Here is a 25,404-nt window from a genome sequence, read left to right as displayed (position 1 = left end):
ACGCTTTAGCACCGTATGCCCATCGCTATCAGTAAACAAAAGAATACGATGTCCATCCTCATCTATTTCTTCCGCCACCTGATAAGCCCCTCTCGCAGCCATACGTTTATTTATTGTAGTATTGTTCTGCATCCTGAATTCTAAAGCCGATAACTCCGGTTCTGAAGAATTACTTAACCGATAATTATATTTTATACTTTTTCCTCCGACATGCATCCCGGAAGTTTCTACTATCCGACCTTCCGTAGAAGCTTCATACAGATGCGTACGAGACCATGTCTGGGTGCTCTGTTCAAATTCAGAGACAGGTACAAAGACTCCATTATTTCCGGTAAAAGGAGTAGAGAGATACTCTTTCGCTATCCGGCCTGCTTCATCAAATTGAATATAATCCGCCAAATCTTCACCATTCGGTCCAAACCCTTTCCGTATCGTTTGTATCAAGCGGCCTGCTGTATCATAATACTCAATAGTAGTGACCGAGTTAGCATCATTTACTTCTGACACCTTTTGTACCGGTTCACGCAAAACGCGAGAAGTCAGAATATTCTCCTGTGCACTGAGAGACAGTGAAGTCCAAAGGAATCCTATAATGTATAATCTACTAAAACGTTTCATTTCTCGGTTGCTAATTTAAGATGGTTTGTTTGAATAATATTATAATCATTATCACGTACACAACTCAACCGCCCCATATCATCATATTCATAATAGGTCGTCATTCCACGTCCATCCGTTTTTGAAGTAATACCAACTTCCGGTTCATAGGTCATCACGCTCACATCCGCTTTCGGGAGTTTACTTCGCAAAGCATGTAAAGCCTGCCACTGTGTTGCAGTGGGCTCGGCAGTACCACCTATTTTTTCAATGTCAACTCCTTGTGCTTTGACTTCTTCCAATGTCGCATTAAATATCTGAGCTATCACATAACGCCTGTGGTATCCCCAAACATAGACAGCACTTTGCCCCATACGACTTTCAATAGAAGTATGGTTACTCAAAGAATCATAACCAACATAGCGGATATCCGGTTTCTTATACAAACTAAAGTCACCGTACCGCACAGTAGGCTCTGCCAAACTTTCCGGCTGATAATAAGTATACTCAGCATCCGGAACAAAATGCCCTCCATGTATATTTTGCTTATTTTCTTTGTACGCATGCAAAGTTTTCTTTATGAGCCTGTTTTGTGCTCCCTTATAAAAATTCTCTTCTATCGGAGTACAAACCATATTGGCCTTGCTGCACATTTCTCTATAAGGAGAACGATCCTTAAAATCAGTAGCATAAAACAATTCTTGTGTTTCACTACGGTTACGGTCTGTTACCACTTTAGTAATTTGCCGAGGTTGAAAATTATCCGGATTATATTGATAACTAATTAAATTTGTATGAACTACTGGAAGCTCGGCAGAATTATCAATAACAGAATCACGACGCTGAAAAAGCCCACAGAACTTCACAGGTATCTTATAAGGAGAAATTAGAAAGAAATTTCCTTCATCCTCCCGAAGAGCTTTCAATTCATATAACGGAGTTTCCTGATAAACAAATCCGGAAGATTTTACCAATTGTCCATCCCGATAAATACAATGTCGTTTTAGTTTTCCGTTAGTAAACACAAATTCTCCCGGATATCCCGGAATTACCGGTTCTTTTTCTTTTCGATTATAATAATAAAAATCTTCTATCAAATCACCGTCTTTCATATCAGTCAATACTCGTACTTTGCTATATCCGAATAATACTCCCGCTGTTTGACTCTCTACCGGATTAACCGGCATTGAACTTTGTTTTAATACGGCTACAGCCCCTCCTTTTACAAACAAATTACCACCAGCAGATACTTCTTTGTTATAAAAGGAATAAGTTTCGCGAACCGTATGTAACAAATCACGAAGTAAAATGCCGGTACTTTGGTTGTTACTATCAACATATTGAAACCTTTTGGTTGATAAAGGAGATTTCACTTTCGCAATACGAACACCACAAGAAGGCGGAAGGCCCGTGTAATAAGGGATTTCATAGAATTTTATGGTTATCTCCGATTCAACCACTGTCGTGTTGGATTGAAGGTCAATCGTACTTATCCCCTTAAATAAATGAAGTTTATGTTTATTCATTATAAAATTTTCCCTGTCGTCAATATCCTGAATAGTAAAGTAATATTTACCAAAAGCAACCATAGCCGTCCCTTTTTCTTCTGCGGCATGAAATTCATTACCATGATACCGATACTCAAAATCGATATAACCATCACACGGCATATTAAAAACAAATGTACAAAGGTGTTCTTTAGCAGGTTTTACAAAATGTACTGAACCTCTATATACTCCATCTGATGATAGAGGAATACGTACCGTTTCTCCAGCTATTTTGTTTGGCTCATATGTAAACTCGGTACGTCCCCCTTCCGGAGTTTCAAAAGCCGTCAACATGGACGAAGTAACAAGTGCTGGATTAGCTGTACGGTCAGCACCGGATAAAGAAGTTCCTTTATGCATGGCTATCTCACCTTGTAATCCCAAGTAATCACGATCTGTTACAACCGATGGATAAAGGCATGTATTCGCTTTTCCGTTATAATACCCCCAGTAATCACATGAAAAACTGTATTTAGCAGGTAAAGCATGTAATGTATCATACTCCATTTTATACATTTGACAACATTCGGATGCCCCCTTTAAAGTTATAGAGTCTAACCTCAAACGAAATCTCAAATAAGGTTCACAAAATTTATCTGAACTAAAATAAGAAGTATGGAATTTATATGTTTTTAAAAGCCGATTATTTTTCCCCGAACTGTAAATTCGAATTTCTTGCAATGAACGGGCATAATCATTTTGGGTTGTCCCCCAAGAATGTTTATAATCATCCAAAGAACGTATATCCTTTCTTTTAGCTTCAGATGCAACAAATTCAATATACCCATTCTCCCATGTGATACGCTTTAAACGAGGATATTCAACAGTCAAATCTGCGGAATATATTCCTTTCGAATCCAATAAATAAGCTGGATGCTTTTCGCCTTCTTCTGCTAATATATTATACAAGTATTGAGAGACGCTGACCGGAGATAGATAAGCATTACGTTCTTCTTCATAATCAAATGTTATACGATTACCATTGGGGTAGTAAATATCTTTCAGATACCAAGCTGTCGTATAAGCATTATTGTTTACGAAAATATCATTTTGCGCAAATGGGCCTTCGTAACTATGCATACTGGCTCTCTCGTCCTTTATTACTTGCGAGTACTTCATTTCAGGTTGTACAAAACCATAAGCCGTTCCATCTGGCGTTGTTATTTTAAGACCAGCAATAGCTGTTTCACTGCCCAAATGTATTTCCTCTATTTTAAGGTTATTTTCCGGCTCAGCACAAATAAAGCCACTCCCGGGATTTATCGCTTGTAGTTTATCACCTCCGCGTTTGCAATAAAAATGTCCAGAATAATCTGCAAAATTATAATAAAAAATATCTGGTTCTACATCACATCCGAAAAGTAATCGGCAATAATCCAATTTACTCACCGGATCCTTCGTAAGACCTGTATAACCACTTTTTTCGATATCCGAAGTTTTTTCAGGAATCTCTTCTTCATTATAATAATAACCCTCAAAATCATCATGCCCCCTAATTGTCCGCATAATAGCTCCACCGGCATTCAAAACCCATCCCAATCCTACCCAAGATGCTTCCTGAGCCACTCGAATACCAGAAGCGTGATAACTCAAATTTATAGGAAACTTATAGTCTCCCAAATCAATCGTATAAATAGGTATGTCAATAGCAGGAGTTCCAGTATATAGAGATACTGGAAAGTCCGCATACTGAGCCAACGCGCATGAATTAGGAGAAGGAATAATATCTCTGAACGGTGTCAGGCCTTGACTTTGCGCTTTCAAAATAGCACAACCCAATAACAAGCAACAAAATAACGCGTATCGTGTCTTCATAATAACAATAATTTATACGAAGTTAGTAACAGATAATTTTTTGAGATTCCTGTTGCCCATTAACAATAGTACAAAGAACAAATTCATTTTCTCCTTGTCCGGCAAGATTCACCTGTTCGGTATAAATTCCATTAGAAACGGTATGAACTGGTTGATGATAAAGCACAATACCCGAAATCGTCGTAATAATCACTTCCAATTGTACCGGTTCATCAACCTGATAATGTAATGTCAGTTGTTTTTCGGAAGTCAGCATATAGTTTAATAAAACATTGCCATATTGTCCGCCGGAGGTGAATGAAAAATCGTTCGATTCTTGTTTGAAAGCTCTTTCATCAAGCATAGCTAACCGGTCGCGAATAATACGATTTTCCGGGTCATCTGCAAGATAGCACTGTTCCGTAAGAGGATAATAAAAAGCTGTATTAAAATGCTTGTACAAAGAACCGAATTTATAAATAGAGTTCTCAAACGTTTCGAATACCGGATAGCGATAACCGGGAACATACCACTGGCAATGAACAACATGCCACCTGGCCGGATCATGTTTCAGCCATTGTCGTACACTATCCGGCAAACAAGAAATACTATCGTTCATAAACTTACTGTCAGCATGATAAACTTGCCCTATATATTGATTGTGACGAATACGGAGAACCTGTCGTAAAGTATCTACACCAGGGAGCAAAAGAGAACCTAAGCCATCTGCTACGGTAGAAGTAAATCCATAAGAAGAAATTCCTAAAGAATGGCTGTAACTACCCTCGCCATAAAAGTAAGACCCGATAGAATCACCATAAACAAAAGGGTAACATAAAGTAACTGCCGGAAGCTTATTTTCGATACGGATATTGGCATTTTCATAACCGACAAAAAGTAACGAATCTCCTGAAAACCTATATTTATACTGTGTCCTTGATTCCGAAAGACACAATATTGAATCAATCTTACCAGAATAACTTACTTTGTAATTATCATCACGTACTGTCTGTTTACGAAAATCCCATATCACCTCTCCCCCACTCGCACCAGAAGTCGTGTAATCTAACTGTGTCTTATCAAGTATATCTCCCGCACGAGGAAGAGATATCTCTTGAGATAACTCCTGCGCAGATACCCGTATAAACACAAAAGACAGCAAAAACAGTAAAATGTAATTTTTCATATCATCATTTATAGGTTAACATATTTCAGATAACTTTTAATAGTTTTTTTTTAATTATCGTAAAAATACAACAAGAAAACCTGTAAAACAAATAAATATTTATTTATTTTACAGGTGATTAGTATGTTTGTTAGCATTTATCAGCCAACAAAGCATTTTATATATTAATTATAAGTAGAAACTAAAGGAAAGTTGCATACCCCTCTCATTCATCATTTATACCCCGGATTCTGAATCAGATTCGGATTCATACGTCTTACCTTATCGGGAATCGGAAATACGGTAGTATACCCATTTCCCTCATCCGGCAGTTGTGGCCGGCTGCTATATGCACGGGTAAACAAGTCGAATCTGATAAGATCTTGCCGTCTCCAACCCTCCCAGGCAAATTCTAATTGTCTTTCGGCAAGCAAATTTTCCAAAGTAGCTTCACGATACGAAGCGCCCACTCGGGAACGAACCCGGTTCAATTCTTCATCGCCCGCTCCGCCGTTGCGGATTTTTGCTTCACTCTTCATCAGGAGCACATCGGCATAGCGATAAAGTACGATATCATTTTCCATCAGTTTACCGTCTTTCGTGGCCGTTTCATCCACTTCATATTTCTTCATACGGGCTCCTGCCGTTTTTTCATATGGGGTGTCGGATATATCTAAAGCAGCTTCCCAAGGCAGATACTCAAGTACCGTGCCATCGTCCAATCGGACTACATTCCCTTTCAAATCGTATACAATACCGGCAAAATAACAAATATCAAAACGGGGATCGACCTCCGCAGTGCCATACCCAAAAGTGCGCAACACCTCGATGGTTGCACTGGAGCCATTCTCGCCGCTCAGTCTGTAGGCTTTGGCATGATTGTAATGGCGGGAACGGAAAAGATATTGCATTTGGTTAGTATACAGGTTTTTATTCATTGGAATAATAAATATATTCTCGGCCGACGACTCATTGAAGACTGCGAAGTTCGTCTTATAGTCTTCTTCAAGACGATATCCGAATTTCGTAATAGAATCACAGTAGGCTTCCACTGTCTGCCAGGCATTCAAACGCTTTCCGTCAACAGTAAAATAAAGTTCCCGTCCATCCGGACGTACTCCGTCCGTCCAGTCATTATCAGCATATACCTCTGCATTCAAAGCCAATTTTGCTAAAAGGAAATAGACAACCGGACGGGTAATACGTCCATAATAAGTGCCGGGTAAATTGCTATGAGCCGTACTCAACTCCGGAGCTGACTCTTGTAATTCCTGTACCACGAAATCATACACTTCCCTGCGGCTCTTCTGCGTCACCTCTTTCATCGACGTGGAAGAAGAAAGAACCAAAGGGACATTTCCAAACAGATCTATCAGATGATAATAATACAGTGCCCGTAATGCACGCACCTCAGCCCGATAAGCCGCCAACTCCTTATCAGTGTGGGTCTCAGCGTAAAGATCAATTCGCTCCAAAGACTTATTGCTGAGTACTACTACCTTATACAGATACTCCCAAGTTGCCTGTATGGCATCATTATTGACACCCCAATCGTGCAAATAAAGTCCTTGCCAGAAACCACCGTCATACCAGTCGCCTCCCCGAGTCGGCATAATGGCCTCATCGGTAGTGAAAGTGTTCAGATCGTAAATACCACGGCCGGTTCCCTGCAGCCCTTGACTGTCGCTATAACCGCCTATATGGTTATATAGAGAGGCTACCGCGTTCAGATAGAGCTCCGAAAGGTTCCGATAGGCTTCTTCCTCACCTATTCTATCCCGGGGATTTTCCCGGAGAAAGTCATCACAGGATATTTGTGACAATGACAACAACAAAAAATATAGTGCATAAATAAATGAACGTTTCATAGTGCAACCTTTCTTTAAAAGTTAATACTCAATCCTAATGTATACGTACGTGCCAACGGATACCCCCGTTTATCATCTACTCCTAATGTGGAATTTACAGTGGAACTGTTGATCATGGGCGACAGTCCGGAATACCCGGTGATGGTAGCCAGATTGTTCACCGTCAGTGCCAGGCGAAGCGACTGGATATACTTCCGGCTCTTACCCAATGGCACATCCCAGCCGATAGTCAGATAATCAAAATTGATATAATCTCCCTTTTCCAACCAATAATCGGTAGCAGTCTGGTCCTTGATGTTCCGTCGGGGAGCCTCTTCCATAACGTTATAATCGGGAAAAATATTCATATTCATGTAAGTAAGCGAGGTGCCGTTGTAGATTTTATGCCCGAAAGCGCCATTGACCTGCAACGAAACGTCAAACCGTTTATAGCGAAAGCTAATATTGGAGCCCAACAACGTTTTAGGCACCGCCTGCCCGGCCACATAGCGGTCTTCGCCATCTTCAAGACTGACTCCGCCACCATTCAGATCAGCAATACCATAGGTATATCCACCGTTGCCGTCGGAAACGAGTCCACTGGAATGAGGAAGATAAAAGACACCCAAAGGCTGGCCTACTATCTGATAAACAATATGATTGTATCCGCCGTGAAAGCCGGCTCCGTCAAGACTCGCCAGACTCTTATACTCCGGCGCCGAAATATTCTCTCCATTGTAATCGCCGCTCAAGGATAGCAATTTGTTTCTTTGGAAAGTAATATTGGCATTGATGTTCAGTTCCATATCCCGGGTTTTAAGCGGAGTGATGCCGATGGCTATTTCAGTACCGCTATTGCGCATGGAGCCGATATTGGCCAGCAATGTATTGTAGGCAAATGGCGGGACGCTGACATTGTACAGATAAAGCATGTCGGTCGTTTTAGAATTGTAGTAGTTGATAGAGAACAACAGGCGGTTCCCAAACATCCCCAAGTCTGCTCCGGCATTAAAAGTGTGCTTCACTTCCCATTTCAAATCAGGATTTATATTCTGCATCTCGCCCAATGTGACTACGGCAGAATTTCCCACAGGTACTACTCCGTTGGGGCGAACCAATCTCAAAGTGGTGTAAGAATCTATTCCATTCTGATTGCCGGCCAATCCGTAACCCACGCGAAGTTTCAGATTATCCACCAAAGGAATGCGTTTCATAAACTTCTCCTCACTCACCGCCCATGCCGCCGAGACAGATGGGAAAAAGCCCCATTTATGATTATTACCAAACTTGGAAGAGGCATCCGTACGGGCATTGACCGTAAGAATATAACGGTCGGCATAAGTATAGTTGAAACGCCCCATAAAAGAAGCCAAGTGTGGCTCTTCATAATAAGAATTCGTCCCCTCCCAAAGCCGGACAGCTCCTGCCTGAAGATTATCATAGCCGAAAAGATCGGTACTGAAATTAGTGACTGTGGTGTAATATCCGGTATACGTCTCCTTTTGAAGCTCTGCCAACGCCAACGCATCAAAGTAATGTTTCCGCCAATTCTTCTTGTAGGTCAGCATCAGATTACCCAAAAGCGACTCCATCTTTTTGGTTCCTTTATAGGCTTGTCCATGTGCCCATACCGAAGTAGGAAGATACTGGGAGTTCTCTACTATATTATAAGTATAAGACCCGAACATGACGAGTTTCAGTTCATCAAGCAGGTTGAATGTCAGTTTCGCATGGGTGCTGATGTGAGACGTTGCATCATGGTCCTTCACTTCCATCCATGCCAGAGGATTGGTTATCTGGCTGGCATTGGTGATTTGATCCCAGGAACCCGTCTCCATATTCTTATGATTCGGAAAAGTAGGATTAAAGGTAGCTGCCGAATAAAAAGTCTTCTGATAATCGAAAAGATTGTGATTTTTCTGTACCGAACCGAACATACCCAACTCGCAACGGATAAAATCACCGAAGATTTTCTGTGTCATATTCATATTGGACGTGAAATTCTTCATATCCTCATTCAAGATCACTCCTTGCCGGTCAACATACCCTAAAGAGACACGATAATTGGAAGCATCGGAACCACCATAAAAGGCAATATGATGATTTTGCTGGAAGCCGGTCTGTTCAATCTCCTTTTGAAAGTCCGTATTATTTCCCAAATCGAGAATGGAAATGCCCTGCTCAGCTGCTACTTGACGGAAAGCACCTGCCGGAAGCATTTTAAGATTCTTATAGACAGTGGCTATACCAAAACTACCGTTATAGCTGATTCGATTTTTGCCGCTAACGCCCTTTTTAGTGGTGACTTCAATCACTCCGGAAGCTCCGCGAGATCCATACTGGGCAGTTTCGGAAGCATCCTTCAAAATGGTGAAACTTTCAATATCAGTGGGATAGATAGACGAAAGCATATTCAGATCACCGAACACGCCGTCTACAATAATCAAAGGATCGTTGCCACTGGTAAGCGAGGTCGTTCCGCGCAGGCGGACGGCATCCAAAGTGGCCGTACCGTTTGTTCCTTTTTGTATGGTAAGTCCGGGAACACGTCCGCGAATAGCATCGAGAGGATTCAGTATCTGATCGCGGTTCATCTGTAACTCGGTGATTTTTTCCACAGAACCGGAAAGGTTCTTAATGTTGCCGGTGGCATATCCTACAGTAATCAAAGAGTCGAGAGGAACGGCCGACGGCTTCTGAGAAAAGCCATCCAATGACATTGCCAACAGAGAAAAACAGAATGAGACAGTCTGAAGAAAGATGAGTCGGTGTTGTTTCATGTTATCTTTATATTAAGGAATATAAAGATAAAACAAAAAAAGACTAAAAGCTGTTCTCCGGATACGGTCTTTTTTATCCGGAGAACAGCTTTTTTTAGCGGGAACGGAAAGTAGAAGCCGGCAAGCTCTGAGAGTTTACCAGATTTGCCCGGGTAAACGGCCGCCAGGCATAACGGACATGGCATGGATGTTTCACCCGGTCACTGTATACCTTCACCTGGTTTCCCACAACTTCGGCTTTAGCCGGATAATATACCCCTTCCGTCTCGGCTATTTCAAATTCCCTGATTGGCCTCCCGTCAGCCGTATGCAATCCGTCAGCATAATCAAAACTCACATAAGCCGCATCCTCCCGGAAATCCACACTACGAAACAAAGGTCCCGACGGAACAACCTGTTTCTTATCATAAGTACGGTTTAATGCCCAATGTGCCAACCGTTCGCCTATGGGACGTTTATTCTTTGGATGTACATCCAGTGAATCGCCATAATCGCTCGAAACCGCCATTCCCGTATGAGGAATCGCATCCATCAGCCTTCGTTGGCTATTGCGAAACCAAGGCCATGACGGCCTGTCGATAGAAGACAACTGTACATAGTAAAAAGGCAAATCCGGATCATTCCAGTTCTCACGCCAGCTACCGACCAACAAACGGAACAGTTTCTCATGTGCCTCATAATTATGGGCATTCGATTCTCCCTGATACCAGATAACCCCTTTTATGGGATACCTATCCAACGGCACTATTCCCGACTCAAACAAATAGCAAGGTTCATAGGGATGGCGCTGTAATTTATCAGTTGTCAGCTTAATATTCAAAGCCGCACGCCCGTGTACCCACTTCTGAACAAAATCATTCTTCAGCCAATCGCGCATAATAGCCGGAAATTCATATTCCAAAGCTTTACGACCTACCCAAGCTTCCGTAGGCGAACCACCGATAGCATTGCAAATCAACCCTACAGGAACCTGTAAGCTGTCTTGCAGCATCTTCCCAAAATAATAGGCAACGGCTGAAAAATCCGCCACCGTCTTCGGGGAACATTCCACCCATTCGGTATTTGCATAATATTGCAAATGATTCAGTGAATCCAGCACGGAAGCATCCCATTTTACTGCATTCGTACGCCAACGGGCTTTCATATCGAACAAACGAATGCCCGCATTCCCACTCTGCGGAATATCGACCTTGCCATCCACCCCCTCCTTCATCATGAATTCCATATTGGACTGTCCGGAACAAAGCCAGACTTCTCCTACCAGCACATTCTCAAAATGCAACCGGCGCTTTCCGGTAGAGACGGTCAGAGCATGAGGGCCTCCCGGTTGTAGCGGTTTCAAGCATATAGCCCATTTACCGTTTGCACCTGCTTTCGTACTTTCTGTCTGTCCGGCGATACTGACGGTGACTTTTTCACCGGCATCGGCCACACCATGAATATCCAACGGACATCCACATTGTAACACCATGTTATCACTGTATATTTCGGACAAACGCAGACCGCCGTAATCTCCGGTAATGGCAGAATACACAACTCCCGCTAAAATACCCGCTCCCTCTACCGTAGGATGTACTGCATCCGGTAACATGAAAGGATAACGATAAAGCGGTTCATGAAAATCAATCAACTGTACATCGGCGTATCTTGCAACGGTCTCAATGGCTTGTTGTATCTCTCCATGCCAGTCACGCGTACCGGACTCAAAACGCGGATGACGATCGGCAATAGGAGTCATCCGTGCCACCAAAATCCGTACATCAGGGTTTACTACACGAAAAGAGTCGATCAGTGCCAGATAATCCCTGACAAAAAAATCCCGATAGTCGGGCCAGTTTCTCGGATCCGTATCATTAATGCCCAAATGAATGACAACGATGTCTCCGGCAAAAGCCAGCGCCTTTTGAAACTCTTCCTGCTTCATATAAGGACGGTGACCTTTATTCAGCAAAGTCGCTCCGGATTTTCCAAAATTTCCAACGGTATACCCCTCACCCAGCATACGTTGTAACTGGGCAGGATACGAATCTCTTTCCCTGTTTTCAATCGTATAGCCATACGTAATGCTATTTCCTACACAGGCAATCTTTACAGGTGCTTTGGCCGATACCCCCAAACACAGCAAGAGACATAAGGCTCCTAAGAATATCTTTTTCATTTCTTCGAAATATAAGGTTTCACAATCTCTACCCATTTCAAATAACCTTTCCCCAAAAGATGGAGACCGTCATTGGTATATTCAATATTCATCTTACCCGTCTTTGAGTCTACAAAGTGGGAATAAAGATCGATATATGTCAGTTTTTCCTTCTCCGCCAGCCGGATTAATCCTCCATTTATCTTCGCCACTTCTTCCCAATGTGCCGTATGCCCTTTGAACATATTATAATGATCGCTTACCGGAAGCACACTTTGTAAATATAACCTTGTTTTAGGGGAATCTTTTTTTATTTTAGCAGCAATCATCCCGATATATCCGACAATGGTATCCGCCGAAGTCCCCCGGCTCACATCATTGATACCGATCAACAAAAAGATCTTTGCCGGCTTTCCTTTTAAAACGGCATCCAGACGATCATATACCCCCATACAGATATCCCCGCTGATCCCCCTGTTCTTGACATGCTTATTACTGAACAGTTCCGACCATTCCGCTCCATTCGTAATGCTGTTTCCTAAAAAGATAATGTCTTTCGAAGTGACCGGAAGTTCTTCAAATAAAGTTGCCCGTTGATAATAGAACGTTGAATATTTCCGCTCCTGAGCATTGCCTGCCATCGATACAAGCAACAATAAAATAAAAATCCATTTGTGCGTCATCATATGCTTTAATCATTTTACTTGATTGTAATTCTGCTGATTTCTGCGGTACGAATACCCGGTTTCAGTTCGCCTCCTACAATAAATAATTGCTGTCCTTTCCCTAATAAAGCAGCACCGGCCCGTGCCAGGCAAGCAGATTCCTCCCATTCCTCCCAATGGTTCCGGCGGGTATTGTATGCCATCAACCGGCCATTAAACCGATACCAGGCAACGGGTTGCAACAAATAATCTTCTTTTGCAATTCGCTTATAATCACCACTGATAGCATCCAGAAAAATATCTTTATCCACTCCACCTGTACATAGAATAATACTATCCGACCAAACGCAGGAAGTCCCTCCGGTCAAAGTAAGCGGCTCTCCTGTTTCTGCAACGGCAGGCGCCGGTACCGGTTCCCATTGTTCTTGTAAAGGCAGATACCGGTAACCATCAGTAGCTACACTGGCTTCGCCCCCATTCTGTGAAGGACAAAAGCCTCCCCACAGATACAACATACCATCTTGTACGGCACAAACTGGCTGTACACGTGCAGCACCCGGAAATGGAACTTCTTCTTTCCAACCGAGCTCCGGTTCATTGAGATTTAAAGACAACACCGAAGTAGAAGGAGATCCATTCCGGTTTCCCCCCGCCACATAAATCGTATTGCCGGATGCAGCACCGGACATATTGTCCAGTGCAAAAGGCAACGATGGCAATGTATCCAAAATAGCCCCGCCATCCTCTGCCAGTTTCAGACGGAATACGGAGGTAAGCCCTCCGTCTGCATTATTCCCTCCGATAAGAATCATCTCACCGGACCGTGAGATAGAAACTCCATAGGCTACCGGTGACGGCAATTCTCCAACTTGTTTCCACACGAGCACGGAGTCTTCCGTTATTTCAGCCGTATATATGCCTTTATAAAAATATTTCGACCCACCTTCTGCCGCAGATTTCCCTGCAAAATTACAACCTCCGGCCATAACCAATTTGTTACCGATAATACCGGCGTAACAAGCAGACACTCCCAACTCATAACCGAATTCCTGATTCGGAAAGCCGGACATCTGCTGTACATGGATATCCTGCTTCCGAGACGAGTTTTCCCGAACACACGAAGCTGCCAGAAAGAAAAATGGCACAGCACTGCATAACAAAACCTGTCTTACCTTTATCATCGTTTCATCCTTTTTATTTTTGAAGTAACCCTGTTCAAACATTTATAAAGAGCAGATATGAAAAACCGAATTAATACAGTAGTTAAGTAGTCAAGTAGTTAAGTAGTAAGTAGTAGATAGTTAATGGAAACACATCAAACAAACTATTTCTACTTAACTACTTACCACTTGACTACCTACTATTTGACTATCTACCACTTGCTACTTGACTATCTACTACTTGCTACTTAACTACTTGACTACTTAACTACTGTATTATTGCATATAAATCATTCCGGGCAATATACCGCTTCCCGGACAAGTTCGGAAAACAACTTTGCATATTTTTCCGCAACGGCTTCTGCATATCTTTTTCCTTTTTCTGCCGTAGCCAGTTTAGGGTTTCCGATCCCCGTATCATCAGACACTTTCTGCCAGTCACGTGGGATCCACGCAACCTTTTCTTGTAAAGACTTTATAGCAAACGGCTTGTACCGGCCCTCACCGGCTTCCTCCAGATTTACCAATTCAGGATGATAATGCATCATTACGGAAGTCTCCAACTCATCGGCATGATCTCCCGGCTGATCAAAATAATCTTTTGCAGGAAGCACTGTAAACCACTCACTGCAAGCAATCAGAAAATCGGGATAATCCATTGACAGGTCACGGATCATATTCTTAAAATTGTTTCCTCCATGTCCGTTTACAATAACCATTTTACGGATACCTTGCGTATGAAGCGAAGCTACAATGTCCGTAAGGATTGCTTTCTGTGTTTCATACCGGGCATGTATACAAAACGGCAGTTCGCGCTGTCCGGGGTTTTGTGATCCCATCGTCACAGGAGGCATCACCATACAACGTACACCATATTCTTTTTTAGCCCGTTCTGCCGCATCGACTGCAACCGAATGAGATAATATGCAATCCGTCAAATAAGGTAAATGCAAATTATGGGGCTCAGTAGCTCCCCAAGGAAGAATTACTAAATCGTAATCCAAATCTTTCGTCTTTCCGTAGCATGATACGGATAAATCAATTTCTTTATTCATCACTATCGTTATTATCAGATAAATCTCTTCTACCGAATCCTGAATGAGGAGATAATCCTCTTTTTCTTATGAAATTTCCGGAATCGTTCTTATTTCAGTTTCTTCTCAGGAGAATAAACCAACCCGTCGACAGCACGTTCACCATCAAGCGTGACAAAAACAGTAGTAAACATCCATTTCACCAGACGTACCTGATGAGTTTTAAATTCTCCTACGGGAAGTTTCAGCAATACCTTGTTCCATCCTTTATTCAAATGCACCTTCAAGGGAGGACGAGCCGTGAAGTTCTCATTCCCCAAGGGTATCTCATTATCCAACACAGTATGGTTGGCTGTCCACACAGGAGGAAGTATCTCGGTGTCATTCAACCAGATACGACTTCCTTTATAATCCCACTTACCGGCAGGAGGAGGCAGATCTTTCTCGGAACGTCCATAGTTCTGAAACTCTGCCCACAAACCAACCTCCTGGCTTTTGGGAGAATAAACCCAAGTATATGCATACGCCGTATGATTTTCTTCAGGTTCTTTATAGAAAGCAGGAATCAGAGTTCCCCACACATGACGCAGATAGATACCGGCACCAATGGCTTGTCGCACATTGTACTCCTGTCCTTCGTATACATATGATTCTTTCAACTCGGATTCGGGAGGAAACGTACGTTCCAAATCACCTTCATTGGGAAATGCATCCGTAATGTTCCATTTCACATTGGTTTGTTTCACATAGGCAAAAGGATACCCCTTAAAACAATGCTCTTTGTGCCACAACATTCTTCTCTCGAAATCGGCAAAACTCCGGAATTCGTCTGAATCCTCTCCCGGAAGAATCGCCCCGTTTTTATCGAAATACTCAAAACCGCCTCCTTTCCAAGACCGTTCGGCAAAAGCCAGCATATTGGGATAAAAGGAATTTTCTCTGATAACATTCACTTCCGGTACGACCCACCTGTCCTGCCACACAGACAGAATACTTCCGGCAATATCATCACTGCCATAGGGCTGGTTATAGATGCGGCTATTGTACAAAGCAATGATATCGGCAAACACATCAAAATGATTGAGATAATGGAATCTTGAATCGATGGCCGGAATACCCTCCTGCGCCTTCCCTCTATAACTCCATAAATGGGTCATATCTATCTCCCCCAGCTTATAATGCCAGCCCGGATTCCAGGAAATCGCCTTTTTCCCTTTAGCACGGACATAGGCCACCATTTCCGGCACAAACTGCGGATTGGTAAATGCCACCTCATCCGTCCCGATGTGCAAATACGGCACATCGAATGTCTCACAAATTTCATCCACCAATAATTTCAGGATTTTCATACCGGCTTCACTCTGCATATCGTGTCTGAAAGCCCGCACAAAGGCCGCACTATGCCCCGGCATATCAATCTCCGGAATAAGCATCACCTGCCTTTGTTTACAAAACTCCACCAGATCCCTGACTTCTTCCAGTGTATAAAACTTGCCGGGCATACGGGTCATATTGCAACTATCATTCAATACCGGAAAGATTTTGCTTTCAAGACGCCATGCCTGGTTCTCCGTCAGATGCCAATGAAATACATTGATTTTATACCGGGAAAGAATATCTATTTCCCGTTTCAATTCCTCTACGGAAATATATCCCCTGCCTACATCCTGCATGAAGCCACGAACGCGAAAAGCCGGCCAATCTACAATCTCCCCTCCATGAATGAGAGCCGTTCCTTTACAATGTAGCTGTCTTAAAGTCTGTAACCCCCAGTATGCTCCCTGTTCCGTAGTTGCTTCGATAGATATTTTATTCTTCCTCACAACCAAACGATATGCCTCGTTCTCATTCAAAGCTATTCCATCCAGTTTTTCTACTAAATGGATCTCAATTACGGAAGAGGATTTGCCATCTATCATGCCTCCTAATTCCGACACCAGCAGTCCCAATTGAGGAATGAGAATATCACCGGATAACCTTACTCTCTTTATACTGAATTTTTCATTCGTCAGCTTTACCTGTTGCGGTTCGGGCAAAAAATGGATATTACCTGCCCGAACCGTAGCAAATGTGCACAGCAATAGGAAACAGATGGCACAACAGGTTCTATTTTTCATTTGATTATGTCTTCTATTTTTATTCGCTGAAAAGTCATATGCGCTACGCTACTTTCATACAGAATACCAATCGTTTCCTTATCAATCAAAGTAAGGCAGGAGTATCCCCATCCCTCGGCTTCATCTATCAGCAACTGATGTTCGGGCAGCCAGGTCACTCCACCGTCGAGACTGGCCTTGATGGTAATATGATTCCGTCCCTTTATCGTATTGGGGTTGGAAAACAACAAAATGTCTTTTCCCAGTACATTCTCTTTCGCATCTATCTTTATCAGACTTGCCATGCAAACCGGTTCACGCAAAGCACTTCGCGAAGAGACATGCTCTGTCCATGTTTTCCCTAAATCCTTTGTAATAGCCACCGCACGGCTCCCTCCCCGGTTATCACGCATATTCAACATCAGTACGCCGGGTTCTACCTCCGCCACTTGTGCCTCTGTAGTGTTTATACGGGCATAATTATGAATTTTCCATGTCTCCCCACGGTCTTTGCTATACATAATTCCGGCATTGGGTATACGGGCGGCGTCGATAAACTGAATAGGAAAAACCAGCGTACCATCACTCATCGTAATCCCACGCCCCGGCCCTTGCAATAAGAAGTACCAGGAAGGGTCTTTCACCTGTTCTGTAATATTGATCGGAGCCGACCATGTTTTTCCGTCATCCGTACTCTTCGTCATGACCAATTGTGCCGTATGATTCATATCCATTCCCGGATGCGAACTCCACCACGCACGTTGATTTCCCATTCCATGCGTCCATGCAGCAACGATCCAGATAGTATTTGTTTGCGTATCTACCAGAATAGAAGGATCTCCTACCCCATTTTGTGCGGCCGGCAATCCTCCGTGTTCGCCAAACGCCAATGGCAAACGCATCTTTTCCCATGTCTTTCCGCCATCCGTACTACGGCTCAACCCCACATCCACATGCTCTTGTAAATCGACGCTGCTATTATAACGCACGTCATATACTCCCAATAAAGTGCCTTTATTAGTCGTTACCAATCCCGGAATACGAAATGCAGCCGAATGATCATCTCCGGCATGGCGCACTCCTACACCCATATAATGCTCTATATTTTCAGGAGAAACCAGATTTAAGAGCGCATTTTTACCATCTAAAGTTGCCGAAGCTATCTTTGCCTTCACTTTGGCAGTAAGCGAAGTTCCGGGTTTCATTTGCAAACTGATCCAGAAATAATTGATACCCGGAAACAGTTTTTGTTCACCTTTCAGTACAATCTCATTTTTAGGATTATTCACTTCGGCTTTTTTTATCGAATAAAAAGGATTGGCAGCCAATGTTTTTCCCGGAGCATGGCTGGATATATATTCAACGGGAGCAAAACGCTTTTTACCTGCATCCTGTAAAGCTTCCGTACCTCCGTAATAAAGCTTCACAGATTGAATATCCGAAAGCGCGGTTTCTTCATCAAATTTCAACACAACCTTGTCCAGCACCTTACTATCCTTTACGTCCAGACGCAAATAAAACAAAACATTATCTTGCCTTTCTATCAAAATAGGAATACGTGTTTCTTTGATAAAAAGGGTATCGGCCGCACAAAGTGTAGACACTGCACATAACAAACAAAAGAAAGGAAGTAAAAACAGAGTTTTTTTCATGGTATTGACTAAAATTATATTTACGTTATTGAGGACAAAGATACTATTTTTCATTTTATATCGGTTTACACACTTTTTTATTTCCAACCATACCGGTATTGAAATCCGGAGAAATCATCCACATCACTGCATATTATCCGTTTTAGGGCGCAGGAAATAGAGTTGCAATGCCAATGCTATTAAAACAACTACACTCAGCCAGGCAAAACCCAATCCTAATTCGCCACCGTCGGTCCATCGCCCTAATAAACTGGTAACGGCAGCCCCGGCAAACACCCCTGTCATATTCATGATACCATAAGCAGTTGCACGATATTTAGCCGATACGAACTGGCAAAGAATAGGCATATTATTCGCATCAAAGATTCCAAAACCGATGCCAAACAATAATCCGGCTCCCACAATACCTACCGTATTGTGTCCAAACCCTAATAGCATCAATGCCGGGATAGTAAGCCCTAAGCCGATGGCTCCTGTATAAACCCTGCCACGAATATTCTTTAATACCCATCTGTCCGAAAGGATTCCACCGAGAAGCACTCCGATAAAAGAAGAAACAGCAATAGTAATAGTTGACATCGGACCTGCTTCCGACATCGGGATATTCAGATTCTCGGCAAACAGGGTCGGCAACCAGTTTTTCGTGGCCCATCCCGGAAGGCTGGGAGCGGCAAAATAAAATAATATCACCCAGAATGCAACATTACTGAATAACAAAGACAAACCTTTAAAAACAGATGACTTCTGCTTCGGTTCCTCCCGACGCAAACGCTCTATCTCCATATGCTCCTTATTTTCGCGCAAAAAGACAACTAATATAAAAGCATAGACAATACCGATGATCCCAAACCAGTGAAAAGCCGTATGCCAGGAATAAGCGGCTGCTACGGTAGCTCCAAATCCGCCAATAGCCTGACCTGTGTAAAGTCCGGTCATATGAATTCCCACTGCCAGCGAACGCGACTTATCCTGATGCCAATCTGCAATCAAAGAAAGTCCGGCCGGAATATAAAGCGCTTCACTCACTCCCATCAAAGCGCGTAACCAATATACTTGAGTGAACGTTTCGGCATATCCCATACCAAAAGTAACGGCAGACCAAACAAAAAGACTTCCTACAATCAGCCATTTCCGGTTTAATCTGTCAGCAATCATACCGGCAACAGGGCTCATAAATCCATATATCCAAAGAAAGACAGCCATCAAACGGCCAAAATTAGTAGCTGACTGTAATTCTGCAATATCCAATTGCATAGCATCTTTCATAGTCGAAAGCATCTGACGATCCATATAATTGAGTAATGCTACTCCCCAAAGAAGAGCTACTACAATCCAAGGATAAATTTTTGAGTTTTTCATGATTTCCTGTTCGTTTTCAATTATAATAGCGTATGCCCTCCTGCTTTTTTGCTCGTTATAATTTACTTGCTATAAAAACAAGTATATTCTCTCCGATTATCAATGATAAGAAAATAAATATTCCTGTCGTTTTCATCTTCATAAAAAATAATCAACTGAAAAACAACAGCTTCCGTGGAATATTCTTACTATTTACAAAAGTATATACTAAACGGCACATTAAGTATATACTTTAACCACATATAAGTATATACTTTTAAATATCAAAAATATATACTCTTATAATGGAGAATTCAGGGCCTTAAATTTCTAATTAACAATGTTAAAACGGATGCTATCAGGATACGCTATAACCCCTATAGCAAGCCGTACTCTCTCTATTCTGAATAATTCATGAGCTATTAAGTAGTTGAGTAGTTAAGTAGTCAAGTAGTAAGTAGTTGAATGATGAGGTAGAAAGTAGTTAAAGAAAACACATCAGACAAGTCATTTCTACTTGACTACTTAACTACTTGACTACTTAACTACTTGACTACTTACTACTTAATCGCTTCTCAACCACTGTCACAAATTATTCAAACTATATATTCTTAAGGTAATAATTCCCGGCAAAGCTCATACCCCTTTGTCATCATCCGAGGGATGTGGAAAGGTCCTTTAAAGATATTACCTTTTGCCGGTTGTGAGACTGTTCCATCGCGATGAAGGTATCCGTACCACTCTCCAAATTCATGATCAGGGAAATGGGCATATGTCCAATCACTGACCTGCCGGTGCATAGCAAGATACTTTTCATCTTTCGTAGCCTGGTAAGCATACAGAGAAGCAATGATAGCTTCGGTCTGTGGCCACCAGAATTTCATGTCATGTGCATAATCCTGTGGGGGCAGGTTACGACAGTCGCGGAAGTTTATAATACCACCATATTCTTTATCCCATCCCCACTCCCACGACCAGTCGAGGATAGTAAGCGCCATATCGGTCAGTTGTTTATCCCAATTACGATATTTAGCCTCTTCAAGAATAAACCAAGAAGTTTCAATACAATGCCCCGGATTGATAATACGTCCATTAATCGTATCGATGAATTCCCCGTTGGAACCAACCGTCTCCAATAACGCATTGAATTCCGGATGCATAAAATCTTTCTGTAACAATGCAATCGAATCATCGATTTGCTTATCGAGCGCCGGATCGGCGATGGCAGCACGAATACGTGAAGCTGTATTGATGAGAATCATAACGATGGAATGGCCTTTCGACTGCACCGTATTCCAATATTTAGGTTCCAATATACCGGGAGTATTGAGAAAACGCTGTATATCTTTAAACAGCTTCAAAGCCTTTCCCGCATATTCCCTTTCACCCGAAGCGATAGCATATTCTGCCATAGCGATAGCTGCAAAAGTTTCAGAAAAGACATAACGACGTTTGCGCAAGGGCTCTCCCGATGCGGTAACTTCAAAAAACATACGCCCATCAGAATCAAAACAGTGCTGTTCTATAAAGTCAATCGTACTTTTTGCAGCAGCCAGCCACTCCGGATTCTGTTCAATATGATTATAAGCATAACTACATGTGAACGCAAAACGCCCTTGAAACCAAACTGATTTGGTAGTATCTATCAAAGAACCGTCACGATCCAAGCAGGTATAAACACCGCCGTTCCGAAGATCCAACCCATGCTTCAACCAAAAAGGCATTATATTTCCCAACATGTCATCCCGGTAAGAGACTGACCATTTTTGTAGATATTCGGTTACATTCATAACATAAACGGATTAAAACTTATTACAACGATCAAAAAAGTGAATAGCTTCCAATTCTGCTTTCATACGAGCCTCTTCCTCGTCGGTCATATTCTGGAAAGGTGTACGATTCTTACCCAAATCCAAACCGATCAGTTTCATAATGCGTTTACCGCCTACAATATTACCTCTATAATGACAGATCACATTGATCACTTCCTGAGAGAAATTCTGAAGTTGACGCGCTTTCTCCAAATCACCGGCATTCCAGGCATCGATAATACCTACCAGATTACAACCGTTGTAGTTAGTGGTACCACCTATTCCTCCCTGAGCGCCTCCCATTGCCAAACATGGAAGAATAGTCTCATCCTGCCCATGCAACATATCAAACTTTCCATCCTTATAAAGGCGGCATTGATTGTACTCATACAAACTCTCATAGGTGTATTTGATGCCTGCAAAATTAGGAATACGTCCGTCTACCGCTTCAAGAAAAGCTACCATAGACAGAAATGCTCCGTTAAAAGCAGGAATATGATAAAAATAGAAAGGAAGCTCGGGAGCACCGCAAGCAATCTCTTCACAGTATTTCACCAGTTCTTCTACACGGCCTACTTTAGGGAAAGGAGGAGCCATCGCACCAATACCCCACGCTCCGATCTTTTGTGCATGCTCTGCCAAGCGACGACTCGACTTCACGCAAGTGCTACCCACATGAACAATTACTTTAAAATTTTCCGGAGATACTTCGATCCAGCGTTCCGCCAACTTCATGCGCTCTTCTTCGGTGAGCATATAGCCTTCACCCGATGAACCGTTAATAAAGACACCTTTCAAACCATTTTTTGCCAACATCGCCGCATAGGCAGCAATCGGTTCGTAATTCACCTCACCATTTTCATAAAAAGGAGTGAAAGGGGCATTTATCAACCCGATAATCTTTTCCATAAGTATACAGTTTTATTCTATCAAACATGTGATTTAAACATTCATGCCACAAATATAGATATTTCTTAATTAACAACAAGATTATTTTTAAAATTTCTTATTATCAACTCGCAAATAAACAAAAATGATTTATTATATAATCCATTATTGGACTATAAACAAAGAATATTAATAAATTAAAAAGGAAAAACAGAGCAAAATATTCAAATAACCCGTATATTTGTTCATCATAAACCACTAATATGGCATACATGAAACATAATTTGCTCAAAGAAATAGAAATAGGTTCCAAAAATGCTCTCGTAAAGAAGAGAATCATTACGCATTATATATATAATGGAAGCTCAACGATCACCGACCTTTCAAAAGAAATGGACTTGAGCGTACCCACCGTAACCAAGTTTATTGATGAAATGTGTGAAGACGGGTATATCAATGATTACGGCAAACTGGAGACAAGCGGCGGGCGCCATCCAAACTTATACGGACTTAATCCGGAATCCGGGTATTTTATCGGAGTGGATATTAAAAAATTCGCCATCAATATCGGACTTATCAACTTTAAAGGAGATATGATGGAGCTCAAAATGAATATCCCCTACACTTTTGAAAATTCAAAAGAAGGATTAAATGAATTATGCAAACTCATATCGAGTTTCATAAAAACACTTAGTATCGACAAAGAGAAAATATTAAATATCAATATGAACGTATCCGGTCGGGTCAATCCGGAATCCGGATATAGTTTCAGTCAATTCAATTTCGAAGAACGCCCGTTGGCAGATGTACTAACAGAAAAACTGGGCTACAAAGTAACCATAGACAATGACACCCGCGCCATGACCTACGGAGAGTATATGCAGGGCTGCGTAAAAGGAGAAAAAAATATCATATTCGTCAATATCAGTTGGGGATTGGGCATTGGCATCATCATCGATGGGAAAATATATACCGGAAAATCAGGTTTCTCCGGTGAATTCGGCCATGTAAGCGCTTATGAAAATGAAATCATCTGTCACTGTGGGAAAAAAGGATGCATTGAAACAGAGGCATCGGGATCGGCCTTGCACCGAATATTATTGGAACGTATCAAAAACGGAGAAAACTCAATCTTATCCAACCGCATATCATCGGAAGATCCGATCACTCTTGACGAAATCATTGCATCCGTCAACAAAGAAGACGTCCTCTGTATTGAAATAGTGGAAGAAATCGGCCAGAAGTTAGGGAAACAAATTGCCGGGCTTATCAATCTCTTCAATCCGGAATTGGTTATTATCGGTGGCACTTTATCGCTTACAGGAGACTATATCGCCCAACCGATAAAAACAGCCGTCCGCAAATACTCCCTCAACTTAGTAAACAAAGATTCGGCTATCCTCACTTCCAAACTGAAAGACAAAGCGGGAATTGTAGGAGCCTGCATGCTTGCACGAAGCAGAATGTTCGAAGATTAAATCTCGGACATCCGCTTCATAAAAGCCTTGATTCCCTCCTTATCGGCAACATCAGGCGCCCAAGGAGCCAGATTTTCAGGGATCAATGGAGCATAAGGCCCCTGCTTTATTTCATATATCACCGTATTGGGCTCAAGCACTATAATACAATGCCATATGCAAGGCGGAATTTCTATACCATACATGCCCTTATCCGGATTCAAATTCACTTTATCCGTAACATTACCTTCTTCATCAAACAGAATAGCAAGCAAACTACCTCGAAGAACGATATAAATCTCTTCTTTATCCGGGTTCTTATGACGATGGGGCGGCAAATACGTATCCGGCTCAAGTGCATTCAGCATACGATGAATCGGTGCATCCATTGACTCATGAAAATTGTAATTCATGCGCAGGCGCGGATTCTCTTTTGCCTGCCCGGATACATTATTCAGTAAAGAATCGGTAATTAATTTCATAGAATCCTCATTTCATTTTTTCAACAGAATCAGCGGTAACTACAACCAAAGCGGAACCTAACCCTACAATACGAAGCATCAGTTTGTCTTTTCCCTGATAATCGACCAGTTCTCCTTTCACACCTTTGAGCTGTCCATGAACAACTTGAACCATCACACCAGATGCCAATTCTTCTGTAAATTCAACAAGTTCATCTGTATTTTCTACCATACTGCGGAAAGTTTCCATCTGATCTTCCGGAATAGAAACATATCGCCCCTCTTCCCGAAGAAGAAAAGAAATCCCTTTTATACTTTTAATTCTGGTAACTTCGTCCATCGGCAAACGTACAAAGACGCATCCCGGAATAACCGGAACCATCACCTTCCTCTTACGATTATTCCATGAACGAACTATAGACTGAAGTGGTAAATAGCTCTCAATACCTGCTTTATCAAGCTGTTCTTTTACACTCTTCTCAGCCTTTACTGCTGTATACACAGCATACCAACAAGATGTTTTTTCTTCTATTTTCCTGTTTGTTGTTTCCATCCCTTTAATAAGTCTTTCACAAAAAGCATCCATCTTATCCAACCAATATCCGCCAAAAATAAATAAGAATCAAGATATTACCTAATAAATCCGGCTTCCAAAGTATCACCATTTATCATACTGTCACTTACACAATCATCAGTCCGCACTTTGCTTATTTGCAATAGCTGAACTGTCTGACTATATATATCATAAACAATAAATCTACGCATAAGATATTCAGATTAATCTTTTTGAGTCTTTTATAAACTGGTCACAAAGGTAATATATTATTTTCATAATATACATTTATTTTATTACTAAGTTTTAGAATTTGTATCAAAAGCCAGTTATAAGTCCCCTGACAACTTAGTAACTTTCGCATACAAAAGCCGTTTTTATAGGATATGCAGCAAGATTAAGATTCGAAATATCAAATATAT

General features: G+C 41.9%; 17 protein-coding genes. 1 reads left to right on the top strand and 16 read right to left on the bottom strand.

Going from position 1 to position 25,404, the window contains the following annotated elements:
• From QVP90_RS14985 to QVP90_RS14920, 14 genes are all read right to left on the bottom strand, one after another.
• Positions 1-618: DUF6443 domain-containing protein (locus tag QVP90_RS14985; protein ID WP_288204672.1), on the bottom strand; the 618-nt coding region annotated here is incomplete at its 3' end.
• Positions 615-3,959 carry a yD repeat (Two copies) gene (locus QVP90_RS14980; protein WP_021936870.1) on the bottom strand — a complete coding sequence of 1,115 codons (3,345 nt, stop codon included), beginning with the start codon at positions 3,957-3,959 and terminating at the stop codon, positions 615-617. The genes QVP90_RS14980 and QVP90_RS14985, both read right to left, overlap by 4 nt.
• Positions 3,960-3,981: 22 nt before the next feature.
• The gene (locus QVP90_RS14975) at positions 3,982-5,124 is read right to left on the bottom strand and encodes a hypothetical protein (protein WP_021936869.1); all 1,143 of its coding nucleotides are present in this window, start codon (positions 5,122-5,124) and stop codon (positions 3,982-3,984) included.
• A 212-nt stretch (positions 5,125-5,336) separates the two neighbouring features.
• A complete protein-coding gene (locus tag QVP90_RS14970) occupies positions 5,337-6,971 on the bottom strand; it encodes a RagB/SusD family nutrient uptake outer membrane protein (RefSeq protein ID WP_021936868.1) in 1,635 nt (544 codons plus the stop codon).
• A gap of 14 nt (positions 6,972-6,985) precedes the next feature.
• Positions 6,986-9,730, bottom strand: coding sequence for a SusC/RagA family TonB-linked outer membrane protein (locus QVP90_RS14965; protein ID WP_021936867.1), 2,745 nt, complete (start codon positions 9,728-9,730; stop codon positions 6,986-6,988).
• Positions 9,731-9,824: 94 nt separating this feature from the next.
• On the bottom strand, positions 9,825-11,888 hold the full coding sequence (locus QVP90_RS14960) for a GDSL-type esterase/lipase family protein (protein WP_021936866.1): 2,064 nt from the start codon (positions 11,886-11,888) through the stop codon (positions 9,825-9,827).
• A complete protein-coding gene (locus QVP90_RS14955; RefSeq protein ID WP_264381126.1) occupies positions 11,885-12,550 on the bottom strand; it encodes an SGNH/GDSL hydrolase family protein in 666 nt (221 codons plus the stop codon). The genes QVP90_RS14960 and QVP90_RS14955 overlap by 4 nt, the downstream gene beginning before the upstream one ends.
• 17 nt (positions 12,551-12,567) lie before the next feature.
• A complete protein-coding gene (locus QVP90_RS14950) occupies positions 12,568-13,713 on the bottom strand; it encodes a cyclically-permuted mutarotase family protein (RefSeq protein ID WP_021936864.1) in 1,146 nt (381 codons plus the stop codon).
• 269 nt (positions 13,714-13,982) lie between these two features.
• On the bottom strand, positions 13,983-14,747 hold the full coding sequence (locus QVP90_RS14945; RefSeq protein WP_021936863.1) for a creatininase family protein: 765 nt from the start codon (positions 14,745-14,747) through the stop codon (positions 13,983-13,985).
• A gap of 89 nt (positions 14,748-14,836) precedes the next feature.
• On the bottom strand, positions 14,837-16,843 hold the full coding sequence (locus QVP90_RS14940) for a family 20 glycosylhydrolase (protein WP_021936862.1): 2,007 nt from the start codon (positions 16,841-16,843) through the stop codon (positions 14,837-14,839).
• A complete protein-coding gene (locus QVP90_RS14935) occupies positions 16,840-18,474 on the bottom strand; it encodes a sialidase family protein (protein WP_264381089.1) in 1,635 nt (544 codons plus the stop codon). The genes QVP90_RS14940 and QVP90_RS14935 overlap by 4 nt, the downstream gene beginning before the upstream one ends.
• 123 nt (positions 18,475-18,597) lie before the next feature.
• Positions 18,598-19,833, bottom strand: a complete 1,236-nt coding sequence (locus tag QVP90_RS14930; RefSeq protein WP_005923478.1) for an MFS transporter — start codon at positions 19,831-19,833, stop codon at positions 18,598-18,600.
• Between the two features lie 590 nt (positions 19,834-20,423).
• The gene (locus QVP90_RS14925) at positions 20,424-21,602 is read right to left on the bottom strand and encodes an AGE family epimerase/isomerase (protein WP_021936860.1); all 1,179 of its coding nucleotides are present in this window, start codon (positions 21,600-21,602) and stop codon (positions 20,424-20,426) included.
• A gap of 12 nt (positions 21,603-21,614) precedes the next feature.
• Complete coding sequence (locus QVP90_RS14920; RefSeq protein ID WP_005923487.1) at positions 21,615-22,532, bottom strand: dihydrodipicolinate synthase family protein; 918 nt, start codon at positions 22,530-22,532, stop codon at positions 21,615-21,617.
• A 251-nt stretch (positions 22,533-22,783) separates the two neighbouring features.
• On the opposite strand from QVP90_RS14920, the gene QVP90_RS14915 reads away from it, so the two are divergent.
• Positions 22,784-23,989 carry an ROK family transcriptional regulator gene (locus QVP90_RS14915; protein ID WP_025819702.1) on the top strand — a complete coding sequence of 402 codons (1,206 nt, stop codon included), beginning with the start codon at positions 22,784-22,786 and terminating at the stop codon, positions 23,987-23,989.
• On the opposite strand, the gene QVP90_RS14910 is transcribed toward QVP90_RS14915, so the two are convergent.
• Together QVP90_RS14910 and QVP90_RS14905 are read right to left on the bottom strand one after the other, a co-directional pair.
• Positions 23,986-24,450, bottom strand: coding sequence for a WbuC family cupin fold metalloprotein (locus tag QVP90_RS14910; RefSeq protein ID WP_005923493.1), 465 nt, complete (start codon positions 24,448-24,450; stop codon positions 23,986-23,988). The genes QVP90_RS14915 and QVP90_RS14910 overlap by 4 nt on opposite strands.
• A 7-nt stretch (positions 24,451-24,457) precedes the next feature.
• Entirely contained in the window at positions 24,458-24,982 is a 525-nt protein-coding gene (locus tag QVP90_RS14905) for a UpxY family transcription antiterminator (protein ID WP_007480472.1), read from the bottom strand.
• Positions 24,983-25,404 lie beyond the last annotated feature (422 nt).

It is taken from the genome of Bacteroides sp. CAG:189 (genome assembly GCF_000432295.1).
GTDB lineage: Bacteria > Bacteroidota > Bacteroidia > Bacteroidales > Bacteroidaceae > Bacteroides > Bacteroides salyersiae.
The sequence above is the reverse complement of the archived record's forward strand: the minus strand, read 5'-3'. Positions and strand labels throughout refer to the sequence as shown.

Bases quoted from the DNA above. Each gene is read 5' to 3' on its own strand.
- QVP90_RS14980 (WP_021936870.1), bottom strand. From the start codon at position 3,959: ATGAAGACACGATACGCGTTATTTTGTTGCTTGTTATTGGGTTGTGCT.
- QVP90_RS14975 (WP_021936869.1), bottom strand. From the start codon at position 5,124: ATGAAAAATTACATTTTACTGTTTTTGCTGTCTTTTGTGTTTATACGG.
- QVP90_RS14970 (WP_021936868.1), bottom strand. From the start codon at position 6,971: ATGAAACGTTCATTTATTTATGCACTATATTTTTTGTTGTTGTCATTG.
- QVP90_RS14965 (WP_021936867.1), bottom strand. From the start codon at position 9,730: ATGAAACAACACCGACTCATCTTTCTTCAGACTGTCTCATTCTGTTTT.
- QVP90_RS14960 (WP_021936866.1), bottom strand. From the start codon at position 11,888: ATGAAAAAGATATTCTTAGGAGCCTTATGTCTCTTGCTGTGTTTGGGG.
- QVP90_RS14955 (WP_264381126.1), bottom strand. From the start codon at position 12,550: ATGACGCACAAATGGATTTTTATTTTATTGTTGCTTGTATCGATGGCA.
- QVP90_RS14950 (WP_021936864.1), bottom strand. From the start codon at position 13,713: ATGATAAAGGTAAGACAGGTTTTGTTATGCAGTGCTGTGCCATTTTTC.
- QVP90_RS14945 (WP_021936863.1), bottom strand. From the start codon at position 14,747: ATGAATAAAGAAATTGATTTATCCGTATCATGCTACGGAAAGACGAAA.
- QVP90_RS14940 (WP_021936862.1), bottom strand. From the start codon at position 16,843: ATGAAAAATAGAACCTGTTGTGCCATCTGTTTCCTATTGCTGTGCACA.
- QVP90_RS14935 (WP_264381089.1), bottom strand. From the start codon at position 18,474: ATGAAAAAAACTCTGTTTTTACTTCCTTTCTTTTGTTTGTTATGTGCA.
- QVP90_RS14930 (WP_005923478.1), bottom strand. From the start codon at position 19,833: ATGAAAAACTCAAAAATTTATCCTTGGATTGTAGTAGCTCTTCTTTGG.
- QVP90_RS14925 (WP_021936860.1), bottom strand. From the start codon at position 21,602: ATGAATGTAACCGAATATCTACAAAAATGGTCAGTCTCTTACCGGGAT.
- QVP90_RS14920 (WP_005923487.1), bottom strand. From the start codon at position 22,532: ATGGAAAAGATTATCGGGTTGATAAATGCCCCTTTCACTCCTTTTTAT.
- QVP90_RS14915 (WP_025819702.1), top strand. From the start codon at position 22,784: ATGAAACATAATTTGCTCAAAGAAATAGAAATAGGTTCCAAAAATGCT.
- QVP90_RS14910 (WP_005923493.1), bottom strand. From the start codon at position 24,450: ATGAAATTAATTACCGATTCTTTACTGAATAATGTATCCGGGCAGGCA.
- QVP90_RS14905 (WP_007480472.1), bottom strand. From the start codon at position 24,982: ATGGAAACAACAAACAGGAAAATAGAAGAAAAAACATCTTGTTGGTAT.